Raw genomic sequence first — 26,251 nt, 5'->3', positions numbered from 1 at the left:
TACTACATAAACAAAACTTTCACAATTGAATTGAATAATAGCTATAAAATAGTATATAATTTATTAGATGATTACTATATGTTCGTTGGAAGGAGGGATAGCATGATCACGGTGTACAAACACATAGAAGAAGAGTTGGTTTCAGACTGCACTGTATCAGATGCCACAAAAGGTTCTTGGGTAAATTTGGTGAACCCAGACCCCGATGAGTTGTCCCTCATCAATATTTTGACGGAAATTCCAACGGACGTTTTAAAGACCGCTCTCGATATGGAAGAACGTTCTCACGTGGAATTAGAGGACAACTATATTTTCGTGGTTATCAACATTCCTGCGATTCGCGGTAATGATATGTACGATACGGTGCCACTTGGCATCTTTTTGACGCCTGACTTCTTCATTACTGTATGTCTTGAAGAGTCCGAGGTGTTGTATCCGTTCATTTCAAACCAACTGTCTACATTCTATACATATAAAAAGACGCGGTTCTTGTTCCAAATCTTGTACCGTACAGCCACATTGTTCTTACGTTACTTACAACAAATTAACCGCCGTACTGACGATATTGAAGTTCAGTTGCGTCATACGACGAAGAATAAAGACTTCTTCCAACTATTGGAATTACAGAAATCCATGACATACTTTACCTCTGCGTTGCGTACGAATGGAACTGTTATGGAACGCCTATTGCGCTTGCGTGGTCACAGCACTTATAGACATTTGCTTAAAATGTATGAAGAGGATGAGGATCTTTTGGAAGACGTTATCATCGAGAATAAACAGGCCATCGAGATGGTTGAAATGTATTCTAATATCTTGATGAATATGATGAACGCCTTTACATCGATTATCTCAAATAACCTTAATATGGTGATGAAAATGTTGGCGGCCCTTACGATTACTTTGGCAGTGCCGACAATCATATTCAGTCTGTGGGGAACGAATGTGGCGTTGCCGTTCCAGGATGATCCGAATGGATTCTACGAAGTAGTAGGTATTTCCGTGGTGTGTTCTATCATTGCTATCATCGGCATGTGGAAAAAAGACCTATTCTAACATATATGACAAATAACTAATAGATTAGGGCAATACTAAATGTTAAATACAAATGAAAAAGCTGGCTGTAAGTCAGCTTTTTTGCTTGCTTATGTATTATATTATTGCTTATTTACGTATTACGTTGTTGCTTATTATTAGACCAATTTGATATAATAATACCGTTATGGAGAGGTGTCCGAGTGGTTTAAGGAGCTGGTCTTGAAAACCAGTGACTCCGCAAGGGGCCGTGGGTTCGAATCCCACCCTCTCCGCCACATAATAAAGCCCTCTAGGTTTATGCCTAGAGGGCTTTTCAATCTTTACTCACTATGATATGCTATCGATATATTTATTAGGTTTTCTGTAGAAAGGAGCTCGTATGAATCGACTTAGTTTCTCGCGAACTCAGATTTTAATTCTCCTTAGCGTGTGGCTCACGTTCTTGTTGAGCTTTGTTATGCGCTTGTCTTGGGCATCTGTTATGCCTATCCTCAATGAGGCATTGCATTTTACAGCCAAGATGGGGGCTCAACATATTTCGGCCTTTTACTTTGGTTATGCTTTAACGGTATTACCAGGCGGCATCTTAGCCGATAAAATCGGTTATAGACGTACTATCTTGTTTAGTTTGATTGGTATGGCTGCTGTAACGGCTTTGATGAGTACCATTACAGACTATAACATGGCTTGGGGCTTGCGCTTCTTGTTAGGCGTTATGTCTGGTCCTGTACAAGCTTCTTGTTTGAGTGCTATCGGCGATCACTTCGGTCCGAACCAACGGGGTGCGGCCGTAGGTATCTTCATGAGTTGTACCTCCTTTGGTATTACTACGGTAAACCTTTACGCACCTTATGTGGCTACACATTACGGTTGGCAAACTGCATTCCTTGCTACAGCCATCTTGCCGTTGGTAGTACTCGTATTATGTTACTTCACGGTGCGTAAGCCGAGTGCAGAAATTCTCGCACAACGAGAAGCAGAGGCTTCCGAAGCGGCTGCTAAGCTTGGCGTAGGACAAACGTCTTTAGTAGAAAACTTGAAGCATATCGTTTCTAACCGTAACATTCGTTGCTTGGCGATTGCGGGATTCTTCGCAACAGGTACGACTTGGGGCGTAACACAATGGGCGAACTTATACATGGTTAAACAATTAGGTGTAACGGCTATCTATGCAGGCCAGGTCATGAGCGTGTTCGGTACGGCTGCGCTAATTGCGAAACCAACGATCGGTATTTTATCTGATATCTTACCAATTAAGAAGAACCATTTAGCGGCTCTCGTTATGTTCTTGTTTGGGCCAGCTTTAATTTTGTTTGCAAGCACGTCAAATCCAAATATGCTCTTTATAACAGGTCCGATTCTTGGTATTGGGGCCTTCATGCATAGTGCGTTGACCAATGCTCTCGTAGTTCAATCTGCAGCACCTCATTTGCGCGGTACTACAGCGGGCTTTGTAAACTTGTTTAACCAAATTGGTGCACTCTTGGCACCACTTCTCTTGGGCAATGTCCTTGTCATGACGGGTAGCTACCAAATGTCTTTGATGTCTATCGCTATAGCTCCTATTATTGGTGCATGTGCATTATTCTTTATTCGTCTTAAATAATATAAATGGATCCGTACATGAATTGCTCTTCTAAAAATTGCGTCTAATTGGAGGGCAGATCAAAACGGATCCTTTTTTGTAATTAATATGTATATTGTGTATGGTATTCTTTTATTATATGATTAAGTCATAGTACAGGAGGGAGGGGTGAAGATGGAAATCATCTGTTTTGGCGATAGCATTACGCGTGGCTATGATGTGCCCTATGGACGCGGTTGGGTCGAAATCTGTGATGCATCCATAGAGGGTGTTAATTTTACAAACTACGGTGAAGATGGCTGCTCCGTACAGGGTATGATTTATAATATTGAAAATTGGGCGGTTACTGCTGTATCCGATCCAACACGTCATATTTTCTTGATGTGTGGCACTAACGATATTTTACAAGGTCGAGATAGTACCTATGTGTACAAGACTTTGGTCAAAGCTATTGAGCTAGCTAGTACAAAAGGGACGGTAATCATCGGTTTAGAAACTCAAATTGATAGCGATATGGACGGATTGGATCTGGTTGTACGAGAGGTTAATGAACAGCTAAAAGCTTACGCAGAGGCGCATAATATTAAAGTTATAGATTTCTATACTACCTTGTTTGAAGCAGATCAAATTGGACAAATTGTCTTTGCCGGAGAGGTTCATCCCAACGAGCGTGGTTATCGATTAATGGCGTATAAGGCATTAGAGGTCTTTACGCGATTATAACGGAGCTATAATAGAACTGGAACGGGATTATAATACAACGTAATATAAAGAACATAAAAACTCCCCTAATGAGTTGCCTCATTGGGGGAGTTAGTGATTTATAGTCTTTTGTGCTAGTGAAAGTTGGGGGCTTTCACCAGATAAAAATAAATTCGTAACGAATTATTTTTTAGATTTAGTAGATACTTTGTTATTGGACACCTTAGCAGATTGTGCAATTGCGTATGCAGTGCCTTTTACTAAATCAGAAGCTTCAGCAGTGTTGCCAGATACGGTTACAGCTGCTACAGTGTCTTCAGTTACTGCGAATAATGCAGTTGCGTAAGGGTGTTGCGCACCATTTGGTACAGTTACAGCACCGGATTTAACAACAATGTAACGACCGTTGTTGTTGAAGATATCATAATGAGCGGCTTGTTTTACACCATCATAGCTTTCATTGTAAGCGAACAATGCAGCTACTTCACCACTAGCTACTTGACCAGATTGTTGCATGGAACGCAATTTAGCAGCTGCCACAGCTGTTGGTTGAGTCATGTTTACAGTGATGCGCAAAGAGTTGTTATTTACAACTGCTTCAGTGATTACGTTTGTAGAGAATACATTCGCAACACCGTTGCCAGCACGGTTGTAAGAGCTAGCAGTTTTCACTTGGTAGCCATTAGTGTATGCAGGCAAGTCATATGTGTAAGTTTTGCCATTTAACAATAAGTCAAACGCATTTAATTGGTTAGCTTTGTAGCGAGAAACGTAGGAGCTGCCGTTGCCATTAGCTGTTACGGAGTTTACAGTTTCTTGGTATACCGGTTGGGCTTCAGTAGGGATAGGATCCATGATTTGAAGACCTACAGCTGTTGTTTGTGGTGCCACAAAGATTGGATCACCTAATTCTTTAGATACAGGCATTTGTTGAGCCATATCGCCTGCTGTATAAGGCACTGCTGGCAATGGTTTGTAACCAGGGCGCGGTGCACTTGTGGCATAACTAGTTTGGTAAGCTGGCGTAGCCGCTTGTGGTGCAGGATAAGAATATTGCTCTGCTGAAGCACGTTCATAAGCGCGTGCATTAGCATCGATAGTTGCAGCAAAAGCAGAGAAAGACATTGTTGTCGCTGCAAATACTGCAAAAGCAGTTGCTAAATGTTTTTTGTTCATAATAATTTACTCCTAAATACATGATTTTACAAATAACACAGATACTAACTTGTATTATATAGGAATTCATGCTAATTGTAAATAAAATATAAAATATTATCTTAATTATAAATAAATATAATCAGATGAGTCAAATATTGTACAATTAGCCATAGAATGTCATATTACTATATAATAATAATCAGTATAGTAATTTATTATATCGAAAAACTTCGTTTAATGCTATATCTAATTCGTATAGTGCTACAACTAATTTGTGTAGTGCTATATCTAATGCGTTAAATGATATGAGCAACATACATTTGTGAATTACATCAATTGAGATGGTGAAAGTTTCACTAGGGAGGTCTCATGAGTATTAGCGTCTATTATGGACGGGCTGGATCAGGCAAGACACGTGCCGTATATGAGCGCATACGTCAGGTCATGACAGATTGTCCAGGGGAACCAATAATTTTACTTGTTCCTGAACCTGCCACCTATCGGGTAGAACGGGAGCTAGCTGAATTTATGCCTGAAAAAGGCTTTACTACGGTTCGTGTCGTAGGCTTTGGGCGTTTGGGTTATCAGGTATATCAATCGATAGGCTCAAAAGGGGCTGGTCAATCAAGTTTATCAAGCTTTGGCCGGTCTATGTTGTTGCGCCTTGTAATGAAACGAAAGCAAAAGGAACTGGGGCTGTTAGAACAGGCTACAAAGCGGCCTGAGTTTTCCTCCGTATTGCAACAGCTCTTTTCTGAATTCCGCGCCTTCCGTGTAGGCCCTGCTGATCTAGAACGAGGGGCAGAATCTGTTAAAAATAATGTATTACAAAAGAAATTGCGCGAGCTAGCTATCTGTATGTCCGCCTATGAAGAGGAACTCAGTCGTCATGGGGAGCGCGACATCGATCCTATCATGGAAATCGTAGAGGCTTTGCCACAATCTCCTCTCATGGAGAATAGCCACGTCTTTATCGATGGTTTTCATTGGTTTACGCCCACACACTACGAGTTGATTTATACCTTGTTTGACTTGGCAAAGGAAGCCGTTATTACTATCGATTTACCGATGGCCCCAAAGGCGTTAAATCTAGTTCGTCGAGGGGAGCATCTCTTCAGCCGCCCTTTAGAGATTTACGACACCTTAGTTGCTCGTTATGGCTCTAGTATCAACTGGGTTGGCTTTGATGGGAAACGAGGACCTCAAATCGTTCAAGCGCTAGAGGCTAATTATTTTGCTAGCCCTAGTAAGAAAAATACTACAGATGCAATGATTCCGCTTATTCGAGGCTATAACAGGGAACGCGAAGCCGATGCGGTGGCTCGTCGTATTTTAGCCTATATAGACTCATCTGAAGAGGCTCGTTACCGAGATGTATGTATTATGCTCCGCGAGTCTGAAACCTATGGTGACACTTTAGAAAAGGTTTTTGCTCGCTACGGCATTCCGCACTTTATTGACCGTCAGCGGCCTATGAAAAACCATCCATTAGGCGAGCTATTGACGGCTCTATTTGATATCGTGCGTCATAACTATAGTCGGGACAGCATGTTTCTATTGCTCAAGACGGACTTGATGCCGCTTACTCGTGAGGCTGTAGATGAGTTAGAGAACTACGTTCTCGAGTTTGGTATCGACCATTATAAATGGGAACGTGAAAGCTGGCCGTACCTACGAGGCTTTCATGAGGGGCAAGATGAAGAGAGCCACGTAGATGCACCACGCAGAGCACGTGTTAACAAAGCAAGAGAAACCATTATGGATATATTATCTCCATGGTTTGACTTTGCTGCTAATGCGGAGGGTCATACAGGGGCTGAGTGGGGTACACAACTTTATGGTTTATTAGAAATCTTACAAGTGCCAGAGCGGCTCTATGAATGGGCGAAGGACGCAGAAACTATAGGTGATCAAGAATCCAAAGCTAGTCATGAACAGATGTATAATGCGGTTCTTTCCTTTATAGACGAAATTTCTATGGTCATGAAGGATGAAATATTGACTCTGGATGAGATGATGCTCCTCCTCGAAGAAGGCCTTAGCGATGTAAACTACTCTATGATTCCACCTTCTTTAGATCATGTGGTGATTACTACCATCGAACGTGGCTACAGCCAGTGGTGGCCTAAGGTGTTTGTAATGGGTCTCAACCAAGGTGTATTCCCTCAAAGTATGGGCGATGAAGGGCTCATTAAGGATAAGGAGCGTCAAGAATTGGCCGATGCAGGAATTACCTTAGCAGAAGGGGCCTTGCCGAAGGCTTTCAACGAGAATTTCCTATTATATCTCGCCATGACACGGGCGTCTGATTCGTTGACCTTGTCCTATGCGGGCTCTGGTGAGGATGGAACAGGTCTTGAGCCATCCCTCGTTGTGAAACGATTAGAATCTCTTGGGTACATAGATCAGGCAGTAGATATTCCTCTCTCCATTGCACCTGATACAGAGGCAGATTACGTGTGGCGCCCACTCCAAAGTCTGTCATTGCTATCTGAGCGTTGGGGGGCTCTCTTTAGTGGTTATGAGGTCAATCCTCTTTGGTGGGGACTCTATAACTGGGCTCGTGAAAGCGAAACCTATCGTCCTCGTTTAGCGGAGGTGTCACGTGGCATTCGAGATAACAACGATGTGCCTGTCATAACGCAGGATTTAGTGAATGGTCTATTCTTGTCTAAAGGCTACATGTCTGGTTCTGTGACACGCCTTGAACGATACCAACAATGCCCGTTTAAGTTCTATGCCCAATATGGTTTGAAACTAGAACCACGTCCAGTACGCTCCTTTGGAGCTCCTGAAATCGGTACGTTCTTACATGCTAATTTAGAGCGCTTAGGTAATTATCTATTAGAAAATAACAAACAATGGCGTGACCTCGACGAAGAGGAACAAGAAAATCTATGCCGTACTGTGGCAGACGAAATCTTGCAAGAAAATCAGCTAGGTGAAGAAACGAGCGATGCCTACCAAAAGGCCATTGAACAGCGTGTACAGAGAACATTACATGTGACGGTAGACCGCCTCATAGAGTGGTCTAAGCGCAGCGATTTTGATACGAAGTATTTAGAGCAAGACTTTGGTCGTCAAGGTGGCTGGGATCCTATTCGAGTCCCTCTTGGTGAAAACCGTTACTTGCGACTCATCGGTCAAATTGACCGCATCGACGAATATACAAAAAATGATCAAACCTATGGCATGGTTATCGACTACAAGTCGGGTGGTGCTCATGTGACGGCCCAAGATGTCTATTATGGACTTAAACTGCAACTCATGACCTATCTGTTGGCTTTGGAGTCCGCTTATGGTAAAACACATGGCGGATCTATGTCCCCTGCGGCGGTGGTTTACTCTTACGTGAAGAACCCTAAAATCCCTGCTGATGCGCCTATATCTTATGAAGATGCGGTTTCGTTGGCTAATGAAAGCGATGCTTGGCAAAACAGTGGGTACTTCTCCGATGATATAGAGTTGTTGACGCATATTGACAATAAGTTCTTGTCCTATGGATCTAAGCGAGGGCCTTATGTGCCGATTGCTACGAAAAAAGATCAAACCATTTCTAGCAGAGATTTGCGGAAGGTTAAGTCTACAGGTGAATTTGACATAATGTGCCGCTATACAAATCACGTGATGGCTGAGACGGGTCGTCACATTGGGGAAGGGCAGTTCCCGATTAAGCCATATCAATTGAATGGCCTTAGACCTTGTACATTCTGCGACTACAGAACGGTATGTCGCTTTGACTCTAGCCGTAATCGATATAATTATTTGTCTAAATTGTCCGAAGATGATGCATTAGAACGGATGAAAGAGGTCTTAAACGACGAAAATAGCGATAACAATGGGAATCGCAATAACGACCGAAATAGCAGCAATAACGGAAATAACAATAATGACGGAAATAATAGTAGCGAAGGAGGTGAAAACCATGGGTGTTAAATGGACGCCAGAGCAGGAGTCTGCTATTATAGCGCCTAAGGATTCCTCCTTAGATAATCAGACCTTACTTGTTGCGGCCGCTGCCGGTTCAGGTAAGACAGCGGTCCTCGTAGAACGCATTATTACGCGCCTTAAGGACATGGATAATCCCTTATCTGTTCAAGAACTCATGGTTGTAACTTTCACAAAGGCTGCGGCCCAAGAGATGAGCGCTCGTATTGGCCTTGCCTTGGCTAAAGCCATGGAATCTACAGATGATGCTGCACTACAAGCGCGCCTTGAACGACAGCTCAATCTGTTGCCGTCTGCTCATATTTCTACATTGCACTCCTTTTGCCAATGGGTAATCCGGTCCTATTTCTATAAGCTCGACATTAATCCAACAGCGCGCATCGGCAATGAAGCAGAAATGGCATTGCTACAACAAGAGGTATTAGCCGATTTGTTAACTAAATCCTATGAAGAGGGCCTTTATAATATCTATGAGCTAGCGGATTTCTTCAGCGATGATAAATCCGATGCAGGCTTAACGGCGAAGATTATGTCCCTGTATAACTACGCCATGTCCCTCGCCAATCCCGATGGATGGCTACGCAAAGCCTTAGAGCCTTATAAAGAGGCGATGGACATAAACCCTAGTGATACGTTGTGGGGTCAATATATGTGGTCTAATCACATGGCTGTCATCGATCGCATTCGCGAGCGCTTAGAGCGGATGGAACAAATCTTGCTCGATCCAACAGGACCTCATAAATGGCAAAACATATACGATAATCAACTGGCTGCACTAGGCATGCTTTCAGCGGCTCAAACTTGGGACGACATGGGGGAAGCTTGTAAACATATGGATACCTTTATTAAAGATCAGTTCCGTATGGGCTCAAAAGAGGCGCAAGCCTATGACCCTATATTGGTGGCAGAGTTTAAATCTTTGGGTGGTCAAAATAAAGATGACCTCAAAGCTATGCAAACCGCTATATTCACCGTTCCGGAGGCTACCTTGCAAGAGCAGTTTAAGGCTCAATATCCAATCATAGAAGGGTTAGTAGAACTGACGATTGCGTTCCATCAAGCGTATCGGGATATGAAACAAGAGCAAGGCATCATGGATTTTAGCGACCTTGAGCATCTATGCTTGGCCCTTCTCGTTGAGCCTGGCACAGAGGATGATCCTCAGCTATCTGAAGTAGCGAAGGAACTACAAGATACTTTCAAAGAAATCATGGTTGATGAATACCAAGATACGAACGGCGTGCAAGAGACGATTATTAACTTGATTTCTCGCATCGATAATAGGTTTTATGTGGGGGACGTGAAGCAGGCTATTTATAGCTTCCGTATGGCCGATAGTTCTCTGTTCATGGAGAAATATAATACGTACGGCGGCAATGATGCGGTAGAACGTCGTATCGACTTGGCAAAAAACTTCCGATCTGACGCAAATATTTTGGCGGCTACGAACTTCTTGTTCTACCAAATCATGACGGAAGACGCGGCAGAGCTCAATTACACAGAGGCTGAATCGCTCATTCCTGGCCGTATCGTGGAGGATGCGCCTGAGGATTGGGTCGGTGGTGACGTAGAATTGCAACTCTTAGATGTGAGTAAGGATACCCTTGGTGCTAGTGAAAGTGACGAAGATGAAGGGGATGACCCTGAAAACAACGAGCGTGAGCTAGATTTTATCATTCAAAAAATCAAAGAAATCCATGCTGCTAAGAAGCAGGTACAAAATCCAGATGGCACATTCCGTCAAATCGAGTGGCGAGACTTTGCTATTTTGCGCAGATCCTTAGCGGGCTGGGGGACGCGTGCCGTAGAAGCCATGCGGCAAGCGGGGATTCCTGCGGTGGTAAATGAGCGAGACGGTTACTTTGAAGCCCAAGAGATTCAACTCTTATTGGCGTTGTTATCCGTCATAGATAATCCGGAACAAGATTTGCCGATGGCTGCCGTGTTGCACTCTGGCCTCGTAGGCCTTGATGCCAACGAACTAGGTGCATTGCGCCTGTCTGGTGAGGGCTCCTTATGGTCTCTTATGCCAGCCTATGCAGAAGAGGCTCAAGATGAGCGTTTATTGGCCTTTATTGAGCATATGGAAAGGTGGCGCACCTTATCGCGTCGTCACGGTGTGACCGACTTGTTGTGGGATATTTACGAATCTCAAGACTATGTAAACTATGTGGGAGCTATGCCGAATGGCCTCGTTCGCCGTGCCAATGTGCTCGCCTTATACGATAGAGCCAAGGGCTATGAAGCCTCTGGCTTCCGTGGGCTCTTTAGGTTCTTGCGCTTTGTGGAAAGCTTACGCGACAGCAACCAAGATATGCCTCTTGCCAATGTGGTGAGCGAGGCAGACAATGTGGTGCGCCTTATGACCATCCATAAGAGTAAGGGCCTTGAATTCCCTGTAGTGTTCCTATCTGGTGTACAAAAAAGATTCAACATGATGGACTTGCGTTCAGAGCTTCTTATCGATAAAAATGCAGGTCTTGGTTTGAAAGGGTATTTCCCAGATATTCGAGTGTCCTTCCCGACCATGCCTTGGTTTTATGTGAAAGACGTAAAAGAAGCGGCCCTCAAGGCGGAGGAGCAGCGCATTCTCTATGTTGCCTTGACACGGGCACGAGATAAGCTGTTCATGACAGGCTTTATTAAAGGCTTTAAAAATTCTAAAGGTGTGTTAAGCACCATAGGTGAGCTCATTAAAAATGCGGCTTCCGTAGAAACTCAACAGTTACCGACAGATATTATTACACAAGCTAATACCTATCTAGACTGGATGATGATGGGCTTTGCTCGTCATTTAGATGGCGGTAATCCATTGCGCGTAGCCATCGAGTACGAAGGCCCCACCTATTTTGATTTGCCTGATAAACAGTGTCGTTTAAAGGTTGAAATTCATGATGGTTCTCTCTATGGTGATCTCGATTACAAAGCGGATATTGACGAGACAACAATCAATAAGGTGCGGGACTTAAAAGCTGTTAATTCCGTAGAATTACCGCAGAAAATCGTGGACCGTTTTAACTATATCTATCCATACAACGATGCTACACGACGTACTGCTAAAATTTCTGTTAGTGAATTGAAGCGACGATTCCAAGAACGAGAACTTGAAGCAGGAACTATTGATACTTTGAATGAACCGATTGCAACGGTAGAAGTTTCAGCAGATGCCCTAGCAAACTCCGTATTCGGTCGAAAGCCACAAGCATTACAGTCTGAAGATGATGTATTGACCGGTGCTCAATGGGGTACCTTGATGCATGAGGCTATGCAATGGCTACCTCTTGTGAAGTATACGCAAGCTTCTTTGACGAAAGAACTCGATGCATTGGTGGCGAAAGGGACTTTTACAGAGGAAGAACGGAATTTATTAAGCGATACAAGTTTGTATAAATTTTTCAACTCTGATCTTGGTAAGCGCCTTATCAATGCAAAACGTATCGAACGAGAGTTGCCGTTTAGCATGCTCTTTGAAGGAAAACGCGTATACGATACTTTAGAGGATGGGGAAAATCTGTTCCTTCAAGGTATTATTGATACGGCCTTTGAGGAGGATGGCGAATGGGTTCTCGTAGATTATAAAACGGATCGTGTTACATCCGGAGAAGACCTTATCAAGCGCTATAAAATCCAAATGGATCTCTATAAAGAGGCCTTGCAGCGATTGACGGGGATGCCCGTGAAAGCTTGCTATATTTATAGCTTCCGCTTGCACGATGCAATCATCGTGGACTAAAGTGTATAGATTCTTATAAATTAATAAACACAAAAGCTCTCTATTCGTTGATAGAGAGCTTTTGTGTTACCAATTACTTGTTATATATGTGGTAGTTTAGGCAGATTTAAGGCTTTTTTCTTTTTATGCTTTGCAGGTGCAAATACTTTGAGTACGCGCGGCAATACTTCAATGTCTACTGGCATAGCAGGACCTGCATCACCATCCATATTGGTCGATAAATCATCGACGTCAGATAGAAGTTCGATATGAGCTTTTTTCACAGTTAATGTCGTTGTATAACGAGAGTTATAGATGGCACCACTGATAATGAGTGGTAATACGCTGAGAATATCGAGGATAAAATATTCTTTGAAGATGATGATACGCATATAACCATCATCTACAGAGGCTTCTGGCATAAAACGCTCAAAGCTAGATACTACATTGGTAAGTAGGGCTAAAACGAGAGGAGATTTGCAAATGAAATCATCGTCCTCTGTTTTAATGCGGTACGTGTAGTCCTTTGTAGTGAACAACGCTTGGCCTGCTCTCAAGAAATACGCGAGAGGGCCGAGTATGCTCTTTTCCTTTGGTGTAACTTCATCTACAACCTTAGGAATAACGCCAGCTGCAATATTATTGCAGAAATACCGATCATTACAACGGCCGATATCAATGGTTCGAGTTTCATTGATATCGATACGTCTGATAGCTTGCGTTGGATTTTGGTGAATGCCGAGCGCACGAGACATATCATTTACTGTACCAACGGGAATAAACCCAAAGGTACAGGAGAATCCACCTTGGGCAATACCATTAACGGTTTCGTTAACAGTGCCGTCACCACCCATGCAGAATACGGCATCAAACCCGCGTTCACAAGCGTTCTTAGCAAAACGTGTAGCATCGCCTTCGCCTCTGGTGAATTTGACCTCAATCGTTTCGAACAAGGTACTCAATTTCCATTGTAAATCGAGGGCATAACGGCGCGCTGCACCTCCTCCTGAGACAGGGTTGATGATAATCAAACAACGGCTCATAGTATACTTCCTTACTTTCAAAAATGAGATATAGCTATTATCTATAGTTAAATTGACAGTCTTAATGATGAGTTCTATAATTGTAATGTATATACTTAATTTCGCACAACATACTTTCTAAGATATGTTGTATACTATATTATACTCATTTTAACCGTTCTTTGAAAGTCTGAAAGCACGAATGGTTAGTAAGGTTTAGGGGCTAGTAATGGGAAGACAAAGTTCAAAAGATAAATACAAATTGTCCGCAGTGGATTCTATCGAAAGATTACCTCTCAGTGAACAAGTATATTTAACATTAAAAACAGCTATCTTAACAGGCGAATTGATGCCTCAAGAGAAGCTTAACGAAGTAAAGATTGCAGAACAATTACAAGTGAGTGCTACACCTGTACGTGAAGCATTCCGTAAATTAGCTAAAGATAATCTCGTAGTTATCGTTCCTTGGAAAGGCGTTACTGTAAAAGCTGACACTCCAGAAGAAATTGTAGCACTTTACCAAGTTCGCGAAGTAATGGAAGGACTTGGTGCTAGATTATGTGCTCGTCATGCTACACCTGAGCAAGTACAAGAGCTAAGAACCCTTTGTAAAGAGATGCATGAAATTGAAGATGCCACAGAACGTGTTGATGTGAATAGCCGATTCCATACAATGATTGCTCATTACTCTGGCAATGAACGTATTGTAGATTATCTAGCAGGTTTCCGTGAACGCGTTAATCGTGACATGTACATCAGTTCTTTCAATGCTGTACGTACACATGACTGTGATGATGAACATGACCAAATCGTAGACGCTATTGAACGCCACGACGAAGTAGCAGCAGAAACGGCTATGCGTCAGCATATCAACAATGCATTTATCTTCAAAAAAGCAAATGCGGAAGTACAGCATAAAAAACTTAATGAAGTATAATGCCTGCTGATGCTGATGCTGATGCTGATGCTGATGCTGATGCTGATGCTGATGTAATAGGCATAATGACATATGAAAAGCTCCGCCATTGACGGAGCTTTTTTGATTGTTATTTTGAATAGTAAATTCAATTTTCATTTAGAGTATTTAGAGCATCTTGATATAAATTAGTTATTATTTGTTGTATTTAATTAACTGTTCTTTTAGTCTATCGGATTAGTTTGTTCTTATTTTGTTTCGAGACGTTCTTTTGGTGTGGTTCAGAAGCTCTAGTCGTTTATAGTGTGATGTTAGGTGCGCATTACAGTTTTTATAATCTACAACACGCAGTCTTACGAGTTGACCTACGTTGATTTGAAAGGCTTGGGCGATTTTAAAAAGAATTTCCAAAGACATGCCGGAGATGCCTGTACCACATTCTAATTTACTTAAATAACTACGACTGATACCAATGTGACGAGCTAACTCTTGTTGAGACATATTTAGGGATAGGCGAATAATGGCAATTTTATGACCTAAACAAACATATTGATGTTGTAAAAACGGGTCTTCGTATGTGTTGATCCGCAGTTCGGTGAGCGGTGTAGACGAGGGGTTCATAGGGACTCCTTCCTTTTCCCTACTCTCTAAATATAGTATACTGAGATTATTAGCATCTGACTAATATAGAAAACTAGATAATTATCGGCTATTACAGATAATTACACGAATTGTGAAAGTAGTATTACATGTATGCTATAGTAATGTGATCATACCATCTAGTATGTTATCGTGAGTAAAGGAGGCAATATGGAAAAATACATAGCCGTTGCCCTCGGTGGCGCTACTGGGGCCTTATGCCGTATGGCTCTCGGTGAATGGGTTATGACAAAGGTCAGCTCTTTTCCGTATGGTACGGTAGTAGTAAACCTCGTTGGTTGCCTCATTATCGGTTTAGTCTTAGGCCTTTATATGCAAAAGCCAGATCTACCTCAGTGGGCGAGATTCTTCCTCGTTGTAGGTGGGCTCGGCGCATTTACCACCTTTTCAACCTTTGCCTTTGAAATGCTACAGCTTATGATGGCTGAATCCTATGTACAAGCATTATGGTACGGTGTGGTACAAGTAGTGGGTGGTTTAACCCTCTGTTGGATTGGTATGCTAGTAGTGCGTCTACTCTGTACTATTTAAACATATTAGCATTGAATAATAGTATTAAATACATTTTGATGTTATACAATAGCGTATTTTGTTATTAATGACTTGGGAGATATTATGAAATCCATTAGAACACAAGATGCCGTAGGGCAAATATTATTACACGATCTCGTAAGAATCGTCATCGGTGAGGTGAAAGACACGCCCTTCCGCCGTGGACATGTAATTACAGAAGAGGACATTCCTAAACTCTTGGATCTTGGCAAGGAACATGTATTTGTAATGGAGCCAGAAGATGAGGGGTTCTTGCACGAAGAGGATGTAGCTCGTGCTTTGTACCATATGGCAGGCGGCGAAAATATGCACGATGGCCCTATGGCACAAGGTAAAATTGAAGCCATTGCAGATGTAGATGGTCTTTTCAAGGTCGATGTGGAACGCTTACATGCTATCAATAGCATTGGTGAGCTGACTATTGTAACGAGATTTAATAATACACCTGTGAAAGCTGGTGATAAATTAGCAGGTATGCGTTGTATTCCATTATTGTTAGAAGAACAACAAGTAGAAGATGCAAAGAAAATTGCTGATGGTAAGCCTTTGTTACATGTAAAGCCGTTCGTGCGCAAAACAATGGGGATTGTTACGACTGGTTCTGAAGTATTTGAAGGTCGTATTAAAGATGCTTTCACACCAATCATTGAAGAACGTTGTGCTGAATTTGGTGTTACAAAGGTAGCTCACGAAATTGTAACGGATAATACAGACGATATCGTGGCGGCTATCGATGAGGTGAAAGCCGCAGGCGCGGATATAATTTTCTGTACCGGCGGTATGAGCGTTGACCCAGATGATCTCACCCCAGGAGCCATTAAACGCTATGCAGATCGCGTAGTTACCTATGGATTACCAGTGTTACCAGGGTCCATGGTTTGCATTGCTTACTGTGCAGATGGCACACCAATCCTTGGTGTACCAGGGGGCGTATTATTCAGTAAACCGACTGCCTTTGATGAAATTGTGCCACGTCTTGTTGCAGATGATGAAATCACCAAAGAAGATTGTATAGCTATGGGCCATGGAGGATTCTTGGGCTAATAGGCTAGTATAACAAGATTAGCTAAAATAACCAATATAGCTATTTTAAGTAATATAGCTAAAGCAAACAATATAACTAGAATAATTAGTATAGCTAATATAATGAATATAGTTAATATAGCCAATATAAGGAGATAAGATAAATCTTATCTCCTTATATTGTTATTATGCTATTAATTTATAGTATGATGAATTTGGTAGAATTTTTATTTATCGATAAAATTGATATTTTTATCGATTTTATTAAAAATTTCGTTTACTTCATTTAATATTTAAAGTACAATAATAGTTAAGGATAATGATAATACATTATTTAATAACGGACGTATTTTATGCTGAGTTTTGTTGAATATATATTATAAATGATAATATATTATCCGTTGTATTTATAATTTTAGATGTAGGGAGGAATAGTAAACGATGAAAAGCAAACAAGTTGCATTATCATTGGCAATACTACTTGCGTTAGGCACGGGAACTGTATTACATGTAGAAGCACAAGGAAATCCGACAGAGTATTCACGTCACTTTGGTGATGAAAACACGGTTACCAGTGACCATAGTTTGGCAGTAGGCTTCAGAAATACGGTATCCGGTTCGTATTCAACTGCTGTAGGTCAGTCATCTACCGCATCTGGTGGAACCTCACTGGCTATCGGACGAAGTGCGCAGGCAACCGCTAATAATAGTAATGCTATCGGTCGGAGTGCACGGGCGGAAGGCGAGAATGCCACTGCAATAGGCCATGGATCTGTTTCTTCTGGACGTAATTCAAATGCCTTTGGTTCATCCGCGAAAGCATCTGCTGAAGGTTCTACTGCAGTTGGTAATAGTACAAAGGCTAATGGTATTTCAAGTACCTCTACTGGCTTTAATGCTGAGGCATCTGGTAATTTCTCTTCAGCATATGGTAATGATGCTAGAGCAAAGGGAAATCGTTCAGTAGCTGTTGGATATAATGCAAAAGCTGAAGAGAGTGCAACTGCTGTAGGTAATAATGCTAATGCTGGTGCTGCAAATGCTGTTGCACTAGGTTCAGGTAATACGATTACTGCACGTGGTGGAGTTGGAATTGGTAGCAGTAATTCTGTCTCTGGCATTGATTCTGGCGCTTTTGGGGTTAGAAATAACGTAGCGCAAGCAAATACATATGTACTGGGCAGTAATGTGACGTCAACACAAGGAAATAGTGTTCTCTTAGGCAATGCATCTACCGATAGAGCTACCACAACAGAAACACAAGCTAATATAAATGGTATTAACTATTCCGGCTTTGCTGGGGTAGGGTCAGCTCGTAACGGCGTTACGAGTGTTGGTGCATCTGGTAAAGAACGTCAGGTGATTAATGTAGCATCTGGGAAAGTATCTTCTGATAGCACGGATGCTATAAATGGTAGTCAATTATATGCAGTAGCAAATACAGTGGGCGGAATTCTTAATAATCACAATACATTAATTCAAAATAATATTAATGAAATCGATAAAAATAAAGAAAAAATTGCCGACAATGAACGAAAATTAAAAGATCATACAGATGTCTTACAAAAACATGAAGATATTTTAAATGGACATAGTCAAGAATTAGAAAAACATAATAAATTAATTGTAAATCATGATAATCAAATTACTCGTTTAACTAAAGAAAATCTTCGTCAAGATGCTGATTTACTTCGTCATGAAGATCAAATTCAAAATCATGACATTCAATTAAAAAATCAAACTGAACGTATGAATAATCAAGAAAAACGTATTGACAATCAAGATAAGCGTTTAGATTATTTAGATAATCGTGTTGATAATCATGATGCTCGAATTGAAAATCATAGTGAGCGTATCGAAAGTCATGAACGTCGTATTGAATATAATAAGACTTTAGCCACAGAAGCATTAAAAGAAGCTAAAAAACATACTAGCATTTCTGCAGGTAATAATGTAACTGTAACTACAAGCACAAATGCTGCTGGTGGTACTGATTACAAAGTATCTGTAGATAAAGTTAAATTTGGTAATGTTTCTTTGGACAATAAAGGTCTAAATAATGGTGGCAATAAAATCACTAATGTAGCCGATGGTGAAGTATCCGCTACATCTAAAGATGCCGTTAACGGTAGCCAATTGTATCAAGCTACTAGCGGTATTAGTAATGGTGTGAACCTATTAAATAGCAAAATAGGAAAAGTTGGTGCTGGTGCGGCTGCATTAGCGGCTATTCATCCATTGGATTTTGATCCTGATGATAAATGGAATTTTGCGGCTGGTTACGGTAACTATGCCGGTGAAAATGCGATGGCATTAGGTGCTTTCTACAGACCAAATGAAGACACTATGTTCAGCGTAGCTGGATCCATGGGTAACGGTGAAAACATGGTCAATGCCGGCGTTTCATTGAAATTAGGTCAAAAAAATGGTGTATCTACTTCTAGAGTAGCTTTGGCTAAAGAGGTTCAAGACTTAAAGGCCATTGTAAAAGCCCAAAATGTAGAGATTCAACAAATGAAGGTATCCATGGGAATGGCACCTCAGTATGACAAGAAAGATGTGAACTTCCCTGATATACCAGCTAATCATTGGGCTTATGAATATGTAAAAGACTTGGCTGATAAAGGTCTTGTTGAAGGCTATCCTGATGGCGAATTTAAAGGCAATCGTGCGATGACTCGTTATGAGTATGCTGCGATCATTTACCGTGCTTTACAATTGGGTGCCCCAATTGATGGCAAAATGGGGCGTGCGATTAACGAATTTAATCCTGAATTGGCTCGTCTTCGTGACTTGGATCGTACTCGCGTGGATCGAATCTCTGGTAAAGACAATGATCGTCATAAGGTAGAACGACTTCGTGTAAACAATAAAGACAATAAGCAAACTAATGATTACAGAGATGTTTACGGTAGTCATATCGAGCGTAATGCGAAGTAATTACTTGTCTTGAAATAACCTTTTAAACTAAAAGGAAGACAACAAAATAGTTCTTTTATAAACTAAAGAAAAAACAAAAGAGGCCGTGATAAACAGCCTCTTTTCATCTAGCGGATAGTTGAGTTAATAACAATCTGCACTTTCAGAAATCAGAAATTATGATCCTTTTCTGGAGTGCAGATTATAGTCAACTATCCGCTATTTTATTATTTTGTTCAATTAATTACATTATTGATGGCGTTATTAAAATGATTTTTTACCTAGTGTAGGGTGGCTACAACGTTTTAGTGTTAGGGTATCAATCATATGGACTGCTTCGTCCAATGTAATATCTTCGCGCTTCGTTGGTGTTTCTAGGACTGCTAACGGATGCTCCGTGCCTACCTCACCAGAAGGCAAGTAAATATATTCTTGGTTAACATTGTCACCAAAGATATAGCCAGCTTGTAAATGTTCTTTATGAATACGACTCATGGTCTCTCCTTAGATAATTTGCTTTAGCTTAAAATCTAGATAGTCTGCAGATACCAATTCTAGTTTTGTCGTACCAAATTCCTTTGGAATCCGGTTAAAGGAAATTTGATCGTGTAAGTGGCCAAAGATACAGATATCTACCATATATTGCTCCATGAGGTCCGTAAAGCCAGAAGGAGCGTTGGATTCGTTAAATGGAGGGTAATGTAGCAACAATAACTTTGTTACAGGAATAGTCTCTATATCTATAATAGAATCAGGTGTTGGTGAATAGGACTTTTTAGAACCGGATGATTCTGTTATACAGACCTTTGTTTCCGTCCTGAGTTCTTCAAGCACTTTATGTATTGCTTTATCCATTTCTTGAAGTGCCGCTTCGGTACGCATCAATTCTCTATCGTAAATGGATTGGTCCGTTTCCGGAGAGAAGTGGGCGTCTCCAGGACAGAGGTAGGCACGCGTTCCTCCGAATGCAATAAGACGCGGACCTTCTTCGGTTTGGATGAGTTCTGCGGTGCCGTGACCTTGTATAAAGGTAATAGTGTCGCCCATGAGATTATGCATCTTGTTCGCTGATGCCCACCAATAATCATGGTTGCCACGAATCATATATTTTTTACCAGGTAGAGATGCAATTTCTTGTAAATCGCAGACCGCTTCCTCGAGACGGAGGGCCCAGCTCATGTCGCCTACGAGAAAGACGATGTCTTCATCGCTTACATTGGCATTCCAATGCTCTTTGATGCGGGCCCAGTGATCATTCCAGTGAGGACCAAAAATATCCATCGGCTTTGTGGGAGGATTGCCAGATAGATGGAGGTCGCCGATGGCAAATACTTTCATAAAAATCCTTTCAAATATGTATGGTTAAAACCATATATAAAATTATATATCAAATTATGTACGGTATATGGTTAGAGCTATTTAGTAGCTTGAAAATAAGGCGTAATATCGTGCTTGATTTTAGCAGCTCGTCCCTCATCGCAAGTTTGTGGTATTTTGTATCCTACATAGAGGGGCGTCGTTACATAGCGCGCCACTACTTTGATGTAATCATAGCCGTCCTCAAGATTATATACAAAGTAATTATAGGACTGGCTAAAGTTTGCTACACTATGCAATACATAGCGCAAAATTTGCTGTAGTCGAAGGGCTACAGCACGAACCGGTGTATCTGGTTTAAAGCGAATATTGTACTCAAAGAACCCGATAATCGGATGGGTAGACAAGGTGATGCGTACATCTTGATCCTCGTGTAAGAGCCAACCCTCCATATTTTGCACCGTAATATCTTTGTGGTAATCGTAATTCTCAAGGCCTATGATTTGGCTGTGAGGATGACGAATAGAGCCACCGGACATATAGCCATGATTCTTGAAGAACAGTACGGATTTGAACTCTTTACGCTGACGAGTTTCGCGCCATTTATCGAGACCAAATTGGAGAATATGGGCGGCTTCGTCTGTAGGTAAGGTAGAAAATTCGCCTTCGTCAGTTTCCGTTTCGATAATGACGGTAGGCCAAGTTTTTTCTAATACAGGATACTTGTTCATGAGCCATATAATATGGCCTGATGTATCGAGAATATCCGTTAATTTGGAACGATCACAGAAGGGACAACGCACTTGTTCATTGCGAATATTGACGGGCTTTGTCCGTCCTAATTCGATATTAAATCTAAGTGGTTTGTTCATCATGTGCCTCCTCCCTTGTAAGAAATTCTATACTCTTAATCATACCACAACTAGCACATTCGTACATGAAATAATGGTATAATAATAGTGTGTTATTTTTGTGACTAAGGAGGCCCTATGAAACCAACGACGCTTGTATTTCCCATTGATGAACAAAATCGTATATTGTTAGGGCGTAAGAAGCGTGGTTTTGGGGCTAATAAATATAATGGTTTCGGTGGTAAACTTGATGATGGTGAAAGCTTCCGAGAGTGTGCCATTCGCGAACTCTATGAGGAATCTGGCCTTCAGGGGAACCCTGAAGACTTAGAATGTGTCGCGGCTTTTGATTTTCAATTTCCTTTTGATGAAAGCTTAACGCACGTGAGTTATGTGTATTTCTTGCGTGCTTTCACAGGCGATGTAGAGGAAACAGACGAAATGGAGCCTCATTGGTTAGAGCCTAATCAAATTCCTTACGAACATATGTGGGATGGTGATCGTAGATGGTTGCCGATGTTGTTAGAAGGAAAGAAGTTAAAAGGGCCTATCGTGTTTGGTCGAGATAATAGTATGGTGGACAAGATGGATTTGACCACTGTTGATACTGTTCTTGAAAGCGAACACTTGGCGCGCATTGATTTGTATATTAACGGATGATAAGCGTACTATTTGTTACAATTTAACATTAAAATTATTGATTAGTGGATATTGAAGTATGAAAAAGGGACTATGTAGCCATGAAAGTGGTACTAGGCTCCTAAATTTATAATATATTGAGGTAATATGACTGATAAAAAGAACCCAAAGTGGGTGCCACAGCTATTGGCGTGGTATGATGTACATAAACGGGAGTTGCCGTGGCGCGGTTGTGGGGACCCTTATAAGATTTGGGTTTCCGAGGTGATGAGTCAGCAGACGCGCATTGAGGCGATGAAACCCTATTATGATAACTGGATGCGTCTATTTCCAACCTTGGAGGATTTGGCAAAGGCCTCCGAAGATGAGGTGGTTCACGCATGGCAAGGGCTTGGTTATTATAGTCGTGCTCGTAACTTGCGTCTTGGCGTAAAGGACGTCGTTGAAAATTACGGCGGTATCGTGCCTCATGACCGTAAGACCATGGAATCCTTGAAGGGTGTAGGTTCTTATACGGCAGGGGCTGTGCTATCCATGGCGTACAACGAACCAGAGGTGGCTGTAGATGGCAATGTACTGCGCATCTATGCTCGGTTGTATCGCATCTTTGATGATATTTTGAGCACTAAAGGTAAAAAGGCTATTACGGCTATCGTAGAGGAGACTTTACCTCACGATCGACCTGGCGACTTTAACCAAGCCTTGATGGACTTTGGGTCTGCCGTATGTATTCCAAAGACACCCCGCTGTGGCGAATGTCCTATCGTAAATATGTGCGAAGCATACCAACATAAGGATACAGATAAACTGCCTGTGCGCATCAAGAAAACAAAGGTAGTAGAGGTGCCTTTATTTGTGGGGATCTTGCAGTATAAAGGCTATTATTTATTGCATAAACGGCCGAACCGTGGACTTTTACGATCCATGTGGGAATTCCCATCTGTGGAAATGGTATCTGTCTTTGAGGATGGAGAACGAGGCCTTGAGGAATTAGTTCAGGCCCTTGGATTTGATCTATTTTTGCAACCAGTACTTGTGAAAGAAATAACACATGTTTTCTCTCACCGAAAATGGTTTATGAAAGCATTCCGCGGTGATTTAACGTACACAGGGGACGCTAATAATATATCGATTGCAGATATCCAACAGCAATTACCAAAGGACTGGATGCTCATCAAGCGCGATGAGTTCTCCGACTATGCTTGGGCGGGACCTCATGGTAAACTGACGGAAATCGCAAAGTAATTTGTAGGAGCAATGAATGAGAATTCTATTTAATATCATTTTTTCTGCCATCCTCGCAATAGGTCTGGTAGGATTTTGGGCTCTATTCCTCAACTTGTGGAAGCCTAAAAAGAAATGGCCAGCCTGGGTGGGCTATATCATCATTATCGGTGCGTGGTTCGCGGCTATCCGATACTATATACTCAATCAAGTGGATTTATATGGTACGATGTACTATCCTTTGATGAATATGTTCCGTACTGAAAGCTACGGATTCCTCTTTGGTGTATTCCTAGCGATTCCTGTATTTATCATACTTAGTCTATTATATTGGACAATCAATAAGATTTGGAGCAAAACACCAGAGGAAAATAGAACAGGCCGTCGTGCTTTTTTTAGAACTGCTGCAACTATAGTTCCGTTGGCTACTATGGGTGGTTCTAGTTATGCTGCCTTTGCAGGTCAACAAGAGGTAGTAGTAACTCATGAAAGTTTTGGCTACACGAACCTACCACCTGGTTTGAAAAACTATAAAATTGTTCAACTTAGTGATATTCATATAGGACCGAGTATCGATTTAGATGACTTTGATGAAATCCTAAAACTAGCGCTTTTACAAAAACCTAATCGCGTTGTTATCACTGGCGATCTCATTGATAAGCTTGCATGGTTGCCACAAGTCTGTGAAAGACTGACAACCTTTGCAAAACAAATCCCAGATGGGGTTGACTTTATCTTGGGAAATCACGAGTATCATCACGATGTAAATAAGGTACTTGACGCACTTAAACGAAATACACCTATGAATATTCTCGTGAATAGTAATATTCAAATCATGGGTGGCAAACAACCTGTATATATTGCGGGCGTTGCGTATGATAACGATCGTAAAAAGGATAACCGGGAAGCCATGATTAACAAAGCTTTATCTGGAATTCCAGACTATGCCTTTGTTATTCTATTGGCTCATCACCCTGAATTCTTCGAAGAATCTATTGAACGAAAGATTCCGTTGACGCTATCTGGACATACCCACGGAGGTCAAATCGTATTCATGGGTATGCCGTTAGTACCAACAGGCACACCATATACAAAAGGTCGCTATGTAGAAGAACAAAGCGTATGCTACGTTAATAATGGTACAGGACACTGGTTCCCAATCCGTATCAACTGCCCACGAGAAATTACAGTCATTACATTCTTTGACGGAGTTGCTTAGGTTATAAGTTATGCTCTCTATAGGGATACAATCATGTATAATACATCTTTTATCCATAAAATCCTTATATGTATTACTCTGCTTATGCTATTTGATATCTCTTTAATTTGCGCTATGAAATCGGATATATATAAGGGATATCTCAAAATAGCAATACTAGTGGCAATTGGATGTCATTTAGATTTATACTTGGAATTCAGTAAACAAGAAAAACTGCTAATACAGGCATTTAAGAATGATACATTTAACGAGACCTATGAACTGTTAAATACAAAACAGGCTATTCTCATCATATTCTTGATTATATTAATGACTATAAACCTTGTGAATATATAGGTTTTATGTTAGGAGTAAGCATATGTTTTTAAAACTTTATAATTATTTTGTGCGAGTCTTAGTACTTTTTTTACTTATATGTATTCCATATAGTCTTGTCACAAATCCAGAGTTGATTGAAGATGAAGTAGATTTTTATTTCTTTGTTATCGCATATGTTATAATACTTTTGTTTTATGTGGTATGGAACTATATTTATAACTATTTAAGACGTAAAAGAGGGTAGCATTTGTGTGCATTCATTTACCATTAGTTCTGAAATCTATCTTTTTTCGGTGATTGTTTTATATTGGATTATATAAAATACTGCTAAAAACTTTCACCATTATTGGTATCTATATGATAATTAAAAGTATGAAACAGTTTTTAGTTGATGAATTTAGTAAGTTTAAAATTGAAGTAGTAGCGTTAATTCAATATGTAAGAAATCTTAAAACACTTACGATGAATGTGCAAACTTATCTTTCAATAAATATTTTAGTTTTCTTGGGCATAGAAGCAAATATTTTCATGCTTTCTCTTCCTTTTGATAGAATATATAATCAAGAATACTATAATATGTTATTTTATGTAGGGCATACTCTTTATATTCTTTTTGTTTTTATTACAAATTACATGCGGTTGAATTATTATAAAAAGGCTTCTCTTAATTGGCTTAATGTCATTATAATGATTTCTTTAGTAATGGTTTTACTTTTGGGTAAAAGTATTACTATTTCTAGTTCTAATTTTAGCTTTAGAGGCACTACTGACTATATATTGGGGAATGAGGTACTATGGAGCGTAGATACACCTGAGATGTTCTTTCCTTTTCTGATGGGGCTGATACTATTTTGGGCATTTGGAATCGATAAATTGTGGTCTGCTCATAATACTATTGAAACTAATGGGATTATTTTTGATAATAAAGTTATTGATGTGTGTTGGGGCAATAGAAATGATTTAACCGATGGGCAGATCAAGACTTTAAAGTTATATTATAGTCGTCAGGATACATATCCTTTTTGGGTTGATATCTATAAAAGCATTTTAATAGATAGTTTATGGTTTTATGGACGCAGTACTGTTCGTCAGTGGCATATGTTTAATGTGTTTTTAGCTTTTATTATGTATAATTTTGTTGTAACTTATACTATTGAGCCATCCATTCTAAGATATACTTTATACATTTATCTTACATATACTGTAATTACTATGATATGTAGACGCTTGATGGATACCAATAGTAGTATTTTTTGGCTTATTTGCTTATTTGTACCTTTAGTTAATATATATGTGCTGTATTTACTATATAATAAAACATCTGCATTATATGATCAGGAAAGTAACTCTATTTTTTATTATCCTTTATAATCATAACCACCCGTAAAACGGGTGGTTTGCTCTGACCCTATAAGGGTCTTTCTCTAGTGGTGGCCCTCTAAAGAGGG

19 protein-coding genes and 1 tRNA gene are annotated in these 26,251 nt (G+C 40.7%); 14 read left to right on the top strand and 6 right to left on the bottom strand.

Features of this window, described 5'->3' with window-relative positions:
• The first annotated feature begins 102 nt into the window (after nt 1–102).
• The 4 genes from E7L28_RS05355 to E7L28_RS05340 all read left to right on the top strand — a co-directional run bounded on the left by E7L28_RS05355 (nt 103) and on the right by E7L28_RS05340 (nt 3,346).
• A complete protein-coding gene (locus E7L28_RS05355) occupies nt 103–1,056 on the top strand; it encodes a magnesium transporter CorA family protein (RefSeq protein WP_004694714.1) in 954 nt (317 codons plus the stop codon).
• Between the two features lie 168 nt (nt 1,057–1,224).
• A tRNA-Ser gene (locus tag E7L28_RS05350) sits at nt 1,225–1,313 on the top strand.
• A gap of 104 nt (nt 1,314–1,417) precedes the next feature.
• Complete coding sequence (locus E7L28_RS05345; protein ID WP_316603806.1) at nt 1,418–2,644, top strand: MFS transporter; 1,227 nt, start codon at nt 1,418–1,420, stop codon at nt 2,642–2,644.
• A 153-nt stretch (nt 2,645–2,797) separates the two neighbouring features.
• The gene (locus E7L28_RS05340; protein WP_008602190.1) at nt 2,798–3,346 is read left to right on the top strand and encodes an SGNH/GDSL hydrolase family protein; all 549 of its coding nucleotides are present in this window, start codon (nt 2,798–2,800) and stop codon (nt 3,344–3,346) included.
• Between the two features lie 162 nt (nt 3,347–3,508).
• Here E7L28_RS05340 and E7L28_RS05335 read toward each other — a convergent pair whose 3' ends face one another.
• Nucleotides 3,509–4,501 (bottom strand): hypothetical protein, encoded by a 993-nt coding sequence (locus E7L28_RS05335; protein ID WP_004694840.1) that lies wholly within the window; start codon nt 4,499–4,501, stop codon nt 3,509–3,511.
• Nucleotides 4,502–4,852: 351 nt separating this feature from the next.
• Between E7L28_RS05335 and E7L28_RS05330 the strand changes: the two genes are divergently transcribed.
• Both E7L28_RS05330 and addA read left to right on the top strand, forming a co-directional pair.
• Nucleotides 4,853–8,419, top strand: a complete 3,567-nt coding sequence (locus E7L28_RS05330; RefSeq protein WP_316055317.1) for a PD-(D/E)XK nuclease family protein — start codon at nt 4,853–4,855, stop codon at nt 8,417–8,419.
• On the top strand, nt 8,409–12,164 hold the full coding sequence (addA, locus tag E7L28_RS05325) for a helicase-exonuclease AddAB subunit AddA (RefSeq protein ID WP_316711483.1): 3,756 nt from the start codon (nt 8,409–8,411) through the stop codon (nt 12,162–12,164). Before E7L28_RS05330 ends, addA begins: the two co-directional genes overlap by 11 nt.
• Before the next feature lie 80 nt (nt 12,165–12,244).
• On the opposite strand, the gene E7L28_RS05320 is transcribed toward addA, so the two are convergent.
• The gene (locus tag E7L28_RS05320) at nt 12,245–13,186 is read right to left on the bottom strand and encodes a diacylglycerol/lipid kinase family protein (protein WP_287510918.1); all 942 of its coding nucleotides are present in this window, start codon (nt 13,184–13,186) and stop codon (nt 12,245–12,247) included.
• 208 nt (nt 13,187–13,394) lie between these two features.
• Here E7L28_RS05320 and E7L28_RS05315 point away from each other — a divergent pair, with 208 nt between their 5' ends.
• A complete protein-coding gene (locus E7L28_RS05315; protein WP_004694848.1) occupies nt 13,395–14,102 on the top strand; it encodes a GntR family transcriptional regulator in 708 nt (235 codons plus the stop codon).
• 216 nt (nt 14,103–14,318) lie between these two features.
• On the opposite strand, the gene E7L28_RS05310 is transcribed toward E7L28_RS05315, so the two are convergent.
• On the bottom strand, nt 14,319–14,702 hold the full coding sequence (locus tag E7L28_RS05310) for a helix-turn-helix domain-containing protein (RefSeq protein ID WP_316603808.1): 384 nt from the start codon (nt 14,700–14,702) through the stop codon (nt 14,319–14,321).
• Nucleotides 14,703–14,891: 189 nt separating this feature from the next.
• Between E7L28_RS05310 and crcB the strand changes: the two genes are divergently transcribed.
• The 3 genes from crcB to E7L28_RS05295 all read left to right on the top strand — a co-directional run bounded on the left by crcB (nt 14,892) and on the right by E7L28_RS05295 (nt 19,256).
• Nucleotides 14,892–15,272: a fluoride efflux transporter CrcB gene (gene crcB, locus E7L28_RS05305; protein WP_316603809.1), complete on the top strand. Its 381-nt coding sequence runs from the start codon at nt 14,892–14,894 to the stop codon at nt 15,270–15,272.
• Between the two features lie 84 nt (nt 15,273–15,356).
• Entirely contained in the window at nt 15,357–16,337 is a 981-nt protein-coding gene (locus E7L28_RS05300) for a molybdopterin-binding protein (protein WP_316060976.1), read from the top strand.
• A 420-nt stretch (nt 16,338–16,757) separates the two neighbouring features.
• The gene (locus tag E7L28_RS05295) at nt 16,758–19,256 is read left to right on the top strand and encodes an S-layer homology domain-containing protein (RefSeq protein ID WP_316603810.1); all 2,499 of its coding nucleotides are present in this window, start codon (nt 16,758–16,760) and stop codon (nt 19,254–19,256) included.
• A 243-nt stretch (nt 19,257–19,499) separates the two neighbouring features.
• On the opposite strand, the gene E7L28_RS05290 is transcribed toward E7L28_RS05295, so the two are convergent.
• The 3 genes from E7L28_RS05290 to E7L28_RS05280 all read right to left on the bottom strand — a co-directional run bounded on the left by E7L28_RS05290 (nt 19,500) and on the right by E7L28_RS05280 (nt 21,424).
• The gene (locus E7L28_RS05290; protein ID WP_004698256.1) at nt 19,500–19,730 is read right to left on the bottom strand and encodes a hypothetical protein; all 231 of its coding nucleotides are present in this window, start codon (nt 19,728–19,730) and stop codon (nt 19,500–19,502) included.
• 9 nt (nt 19,731–19,739) lie between these two features.
• On the bottom strand, nt 19,740–20,573 hold the full coding sequence (locus E7L28_RS05285; RefSeq protein WP_316603811.1) for a metallophosphoesterase: 834 nt from the start codon (nt 20,571–20,573) through the stop codon (nt 19,740–19,742).
• Between the two features lie 77 nt (nt 20,574–20,650).
• The gene (locus E7L28_RS05280; RefSeq protein WP_316603816.1) at nt 20,651–21,424 is read right to left on the bottom strand and encodes a DUF4931 domain-containing protein; all 774 of its coding nucleotides are present in this window, start codon (nt 21,422–21,424) and stop codon (nt 20,651–20,653) included.
• Nucleotides 21,425–21,541: 117 nt separating this feature from the next.
• Here E7L28_RS05280 and E7L28_RS05275 point away from each other — a divergent pair, with 117 nt between their 5' ends.
• The 4 genes from E7L28_RS05275 to E7L28_RS05260 all read left to right on the top strand — a co-directional run bounded on the left by E7L28_RS05275 (nt 21,542) and on the right by E7L28_RS05260 (nt 26,174).
• The gene (locus tag E7L28_RS05275; RefSeq protein WP_316603812.1) at nt 21,542–22,063 is read left to right on the top strand and encodes an 8-oxo-dGTP diphosphatase; all 522 of its coding nucleotides are present in this window, start codon (nt 21,542–21,544) and stop codon (nt 22,061–22,063) included.
• Nucleotides 22,064–22,189: 126 nt separating this feature from the next.
• Complete coding sequence (mutY, locus tag E7L28_RS05270) at nt 22,190–23,287, top strand: A/G-specific adenine glycosylase (protein WP_316603813.1); 1,098 nt, start codon at nt 22,190–22,192, stop codon at nt 23,285–23,287.
• A 16-nt stretch (nt 23,288–23,303) separates the two neighbouring features.
• Nucleotides 23,304–24,485 (top strand): metallophosphoesterase, encoded by a 1,182-nt coding sequence (locus E7L28_RS05265; protein ID WP_316603814.1) that lies wholly within the window; start codon nt 23,304–23,306, stop codon nt 24,483–24,485.
• A 690-nt stretch (nt 24,486–25,175) separates the two neighbouring features.
• A complete protein-coding gene (locus E7L28_RS05260) occupies nt 25,176–26,174 on the top strand; it encodes a DUF805 domain-containing protein (RefSeq protein WP_316603815.1) in 999 nt (332 codons plus the stop codon).
• The last annotated feature ends 77 nt before the right edge of the window (nt 26,175–26,251 follow it).

The sequence above is a fragment of the Veillonella parvula genome (assembly GCF_032575955.1).
Lineage (GTDB): Bacteria > Bacillota > Negativicutes > Veillonellales > Veillonellaceae > Veillonella > Veillonella parvula_J.
The sequence above is the reverse complement of the archived record's forward strand: the minus strand, read 5'-3'. Positions and strand labels throughout refer to the sequence as shown.

Bases quoted from the DNA above. Each gene is read 5' to 3' on its own strand.
- E7L28_RS05355 (WP_004694714.1), top strand. From the start codon at position 103: ATGATCACGGTGTACAAACACATAGAAGAAGAGTTGGTTTCAGACTGC.
- E7L28_RS05345 (WP_316603806.1), top strand. From the start codon at position 1,418: ATGAATCGACTTAGTTTCTCGCGAACTCAGATTTTAATTCTCCTTAGC.
- E7L28_RS05340 (WP_008602190.1), top strand. From the start codon at position 2,798: ATGGAAATCATCTGTTTTGGCGATAGCATTACGCGTGGCTATGATGTG.
- E7L28_RS05335 (WP_004694840.1), bottom strand. From the start codon at position 4,501: ATGAACAAAAAACATTTAGCAACTGCTTTTGCAGTATTTGCAGCGACA.
- E7L28_RS05330 (WP_316055317.1), top strand. From the start codon at position 4,853: ATGAGTATTAGCGTCTATTATGGACGGGCTGGATCAGGCAAGACACGT.
- addA (WP_316711483.1), top strand. From the start codon at position 8,409: ATGGGTGTTAAATGGACGCCAGAGCAGGAGTCTGCTATTATAGCGCCT.
- E7L28_RS05320 (WP_287510918.1), bottom strand. From the start codon at position 13,186: ATGAGCCGTTGTTTGATTATCATCAACCCTGTCTCAGGAGGAGGTGCA.
- E7L28_RS05315 (WP_004694848.1), top strand. From the start codon at position 13,395: ATGGGAAGACAAAGTTCAAAAGATAAATACAAATTGTCCGCAGTGGAT.
- E7L28_RS05310 (WP_316603808.1), bottom strand. From the start codon at position 14,702: ATGAACCCCTCGTCTACACCGCTCACCGAACTGCGGATCAACACATAC.
- crcB (WP_316603809.1), top strand. From the start codon at position 14,892: ATGGAAAAATACATAGCCGTTGCCCTCGGTGGCGCTACTGGGGCCTTA.
- E7L28_RS05300 (WP_316060976.1), top strand. From the start codon at position 15,357: ATGAAATCCATTAGAACACAAGATGCCGTAGGGCAAATATTATTACAC.
- E7L28_RS05295 (WP_316603810.1), top strand. From the start codon at position 16,758: ATGAAAAGCAAACAAGTTGCATTATCATTGGCAATACTACTTGCGTTA.
- E7L28_RS05290 (WP_004698256.1), bottom strand. From the start codon at position 19,730: ATGAGTCGTATTCATAAAGAACATTTACAAGCTGGCTATATCTTTGGT.
- E7L28_RS05285 (WP_316603811.1), bottom strand. From the start codon at position 20,573: ATGAAAGTATTTGCCATCGGCGACCTCCATCTATCTGGCAATCCTCCC.
- E7L28_RS05280 (WP_316603816.1), bottom strand. From the start codon at position 21,424: ATGAACAAACCACTTAGATTTAATATCGAATTAGGACGGACAAAGCCC.
- E7L28_RS05275 (WP_316603812.1), top strand. From the start codon at position 21,542: ATGAAACCAACGACGCTTGTATTTCCCATTGATGAACAAAATCGTATA.
- mutY (WP_316603813.1), top strand. From the start codon at position 22,190: ATGACTGATAAAAAGAACCCAAAGTGGGTGCCACAGCTATTGGCGTGG.
- E7L28_RS05265 (WP_316603814.1), top strand. From the start codon at position 23,304: ATGAGAATTCTATTTAATATCATTTTTTCTGCCATCCTCGCAATAGGT.
- E7L28_RS05260 (WP_316603815.1), top strand. From the start codon at position 25,176: ATGAAACAGTTTTTAGTTGATGAATTTAGTAAGTTTAAAATTGAAGTA.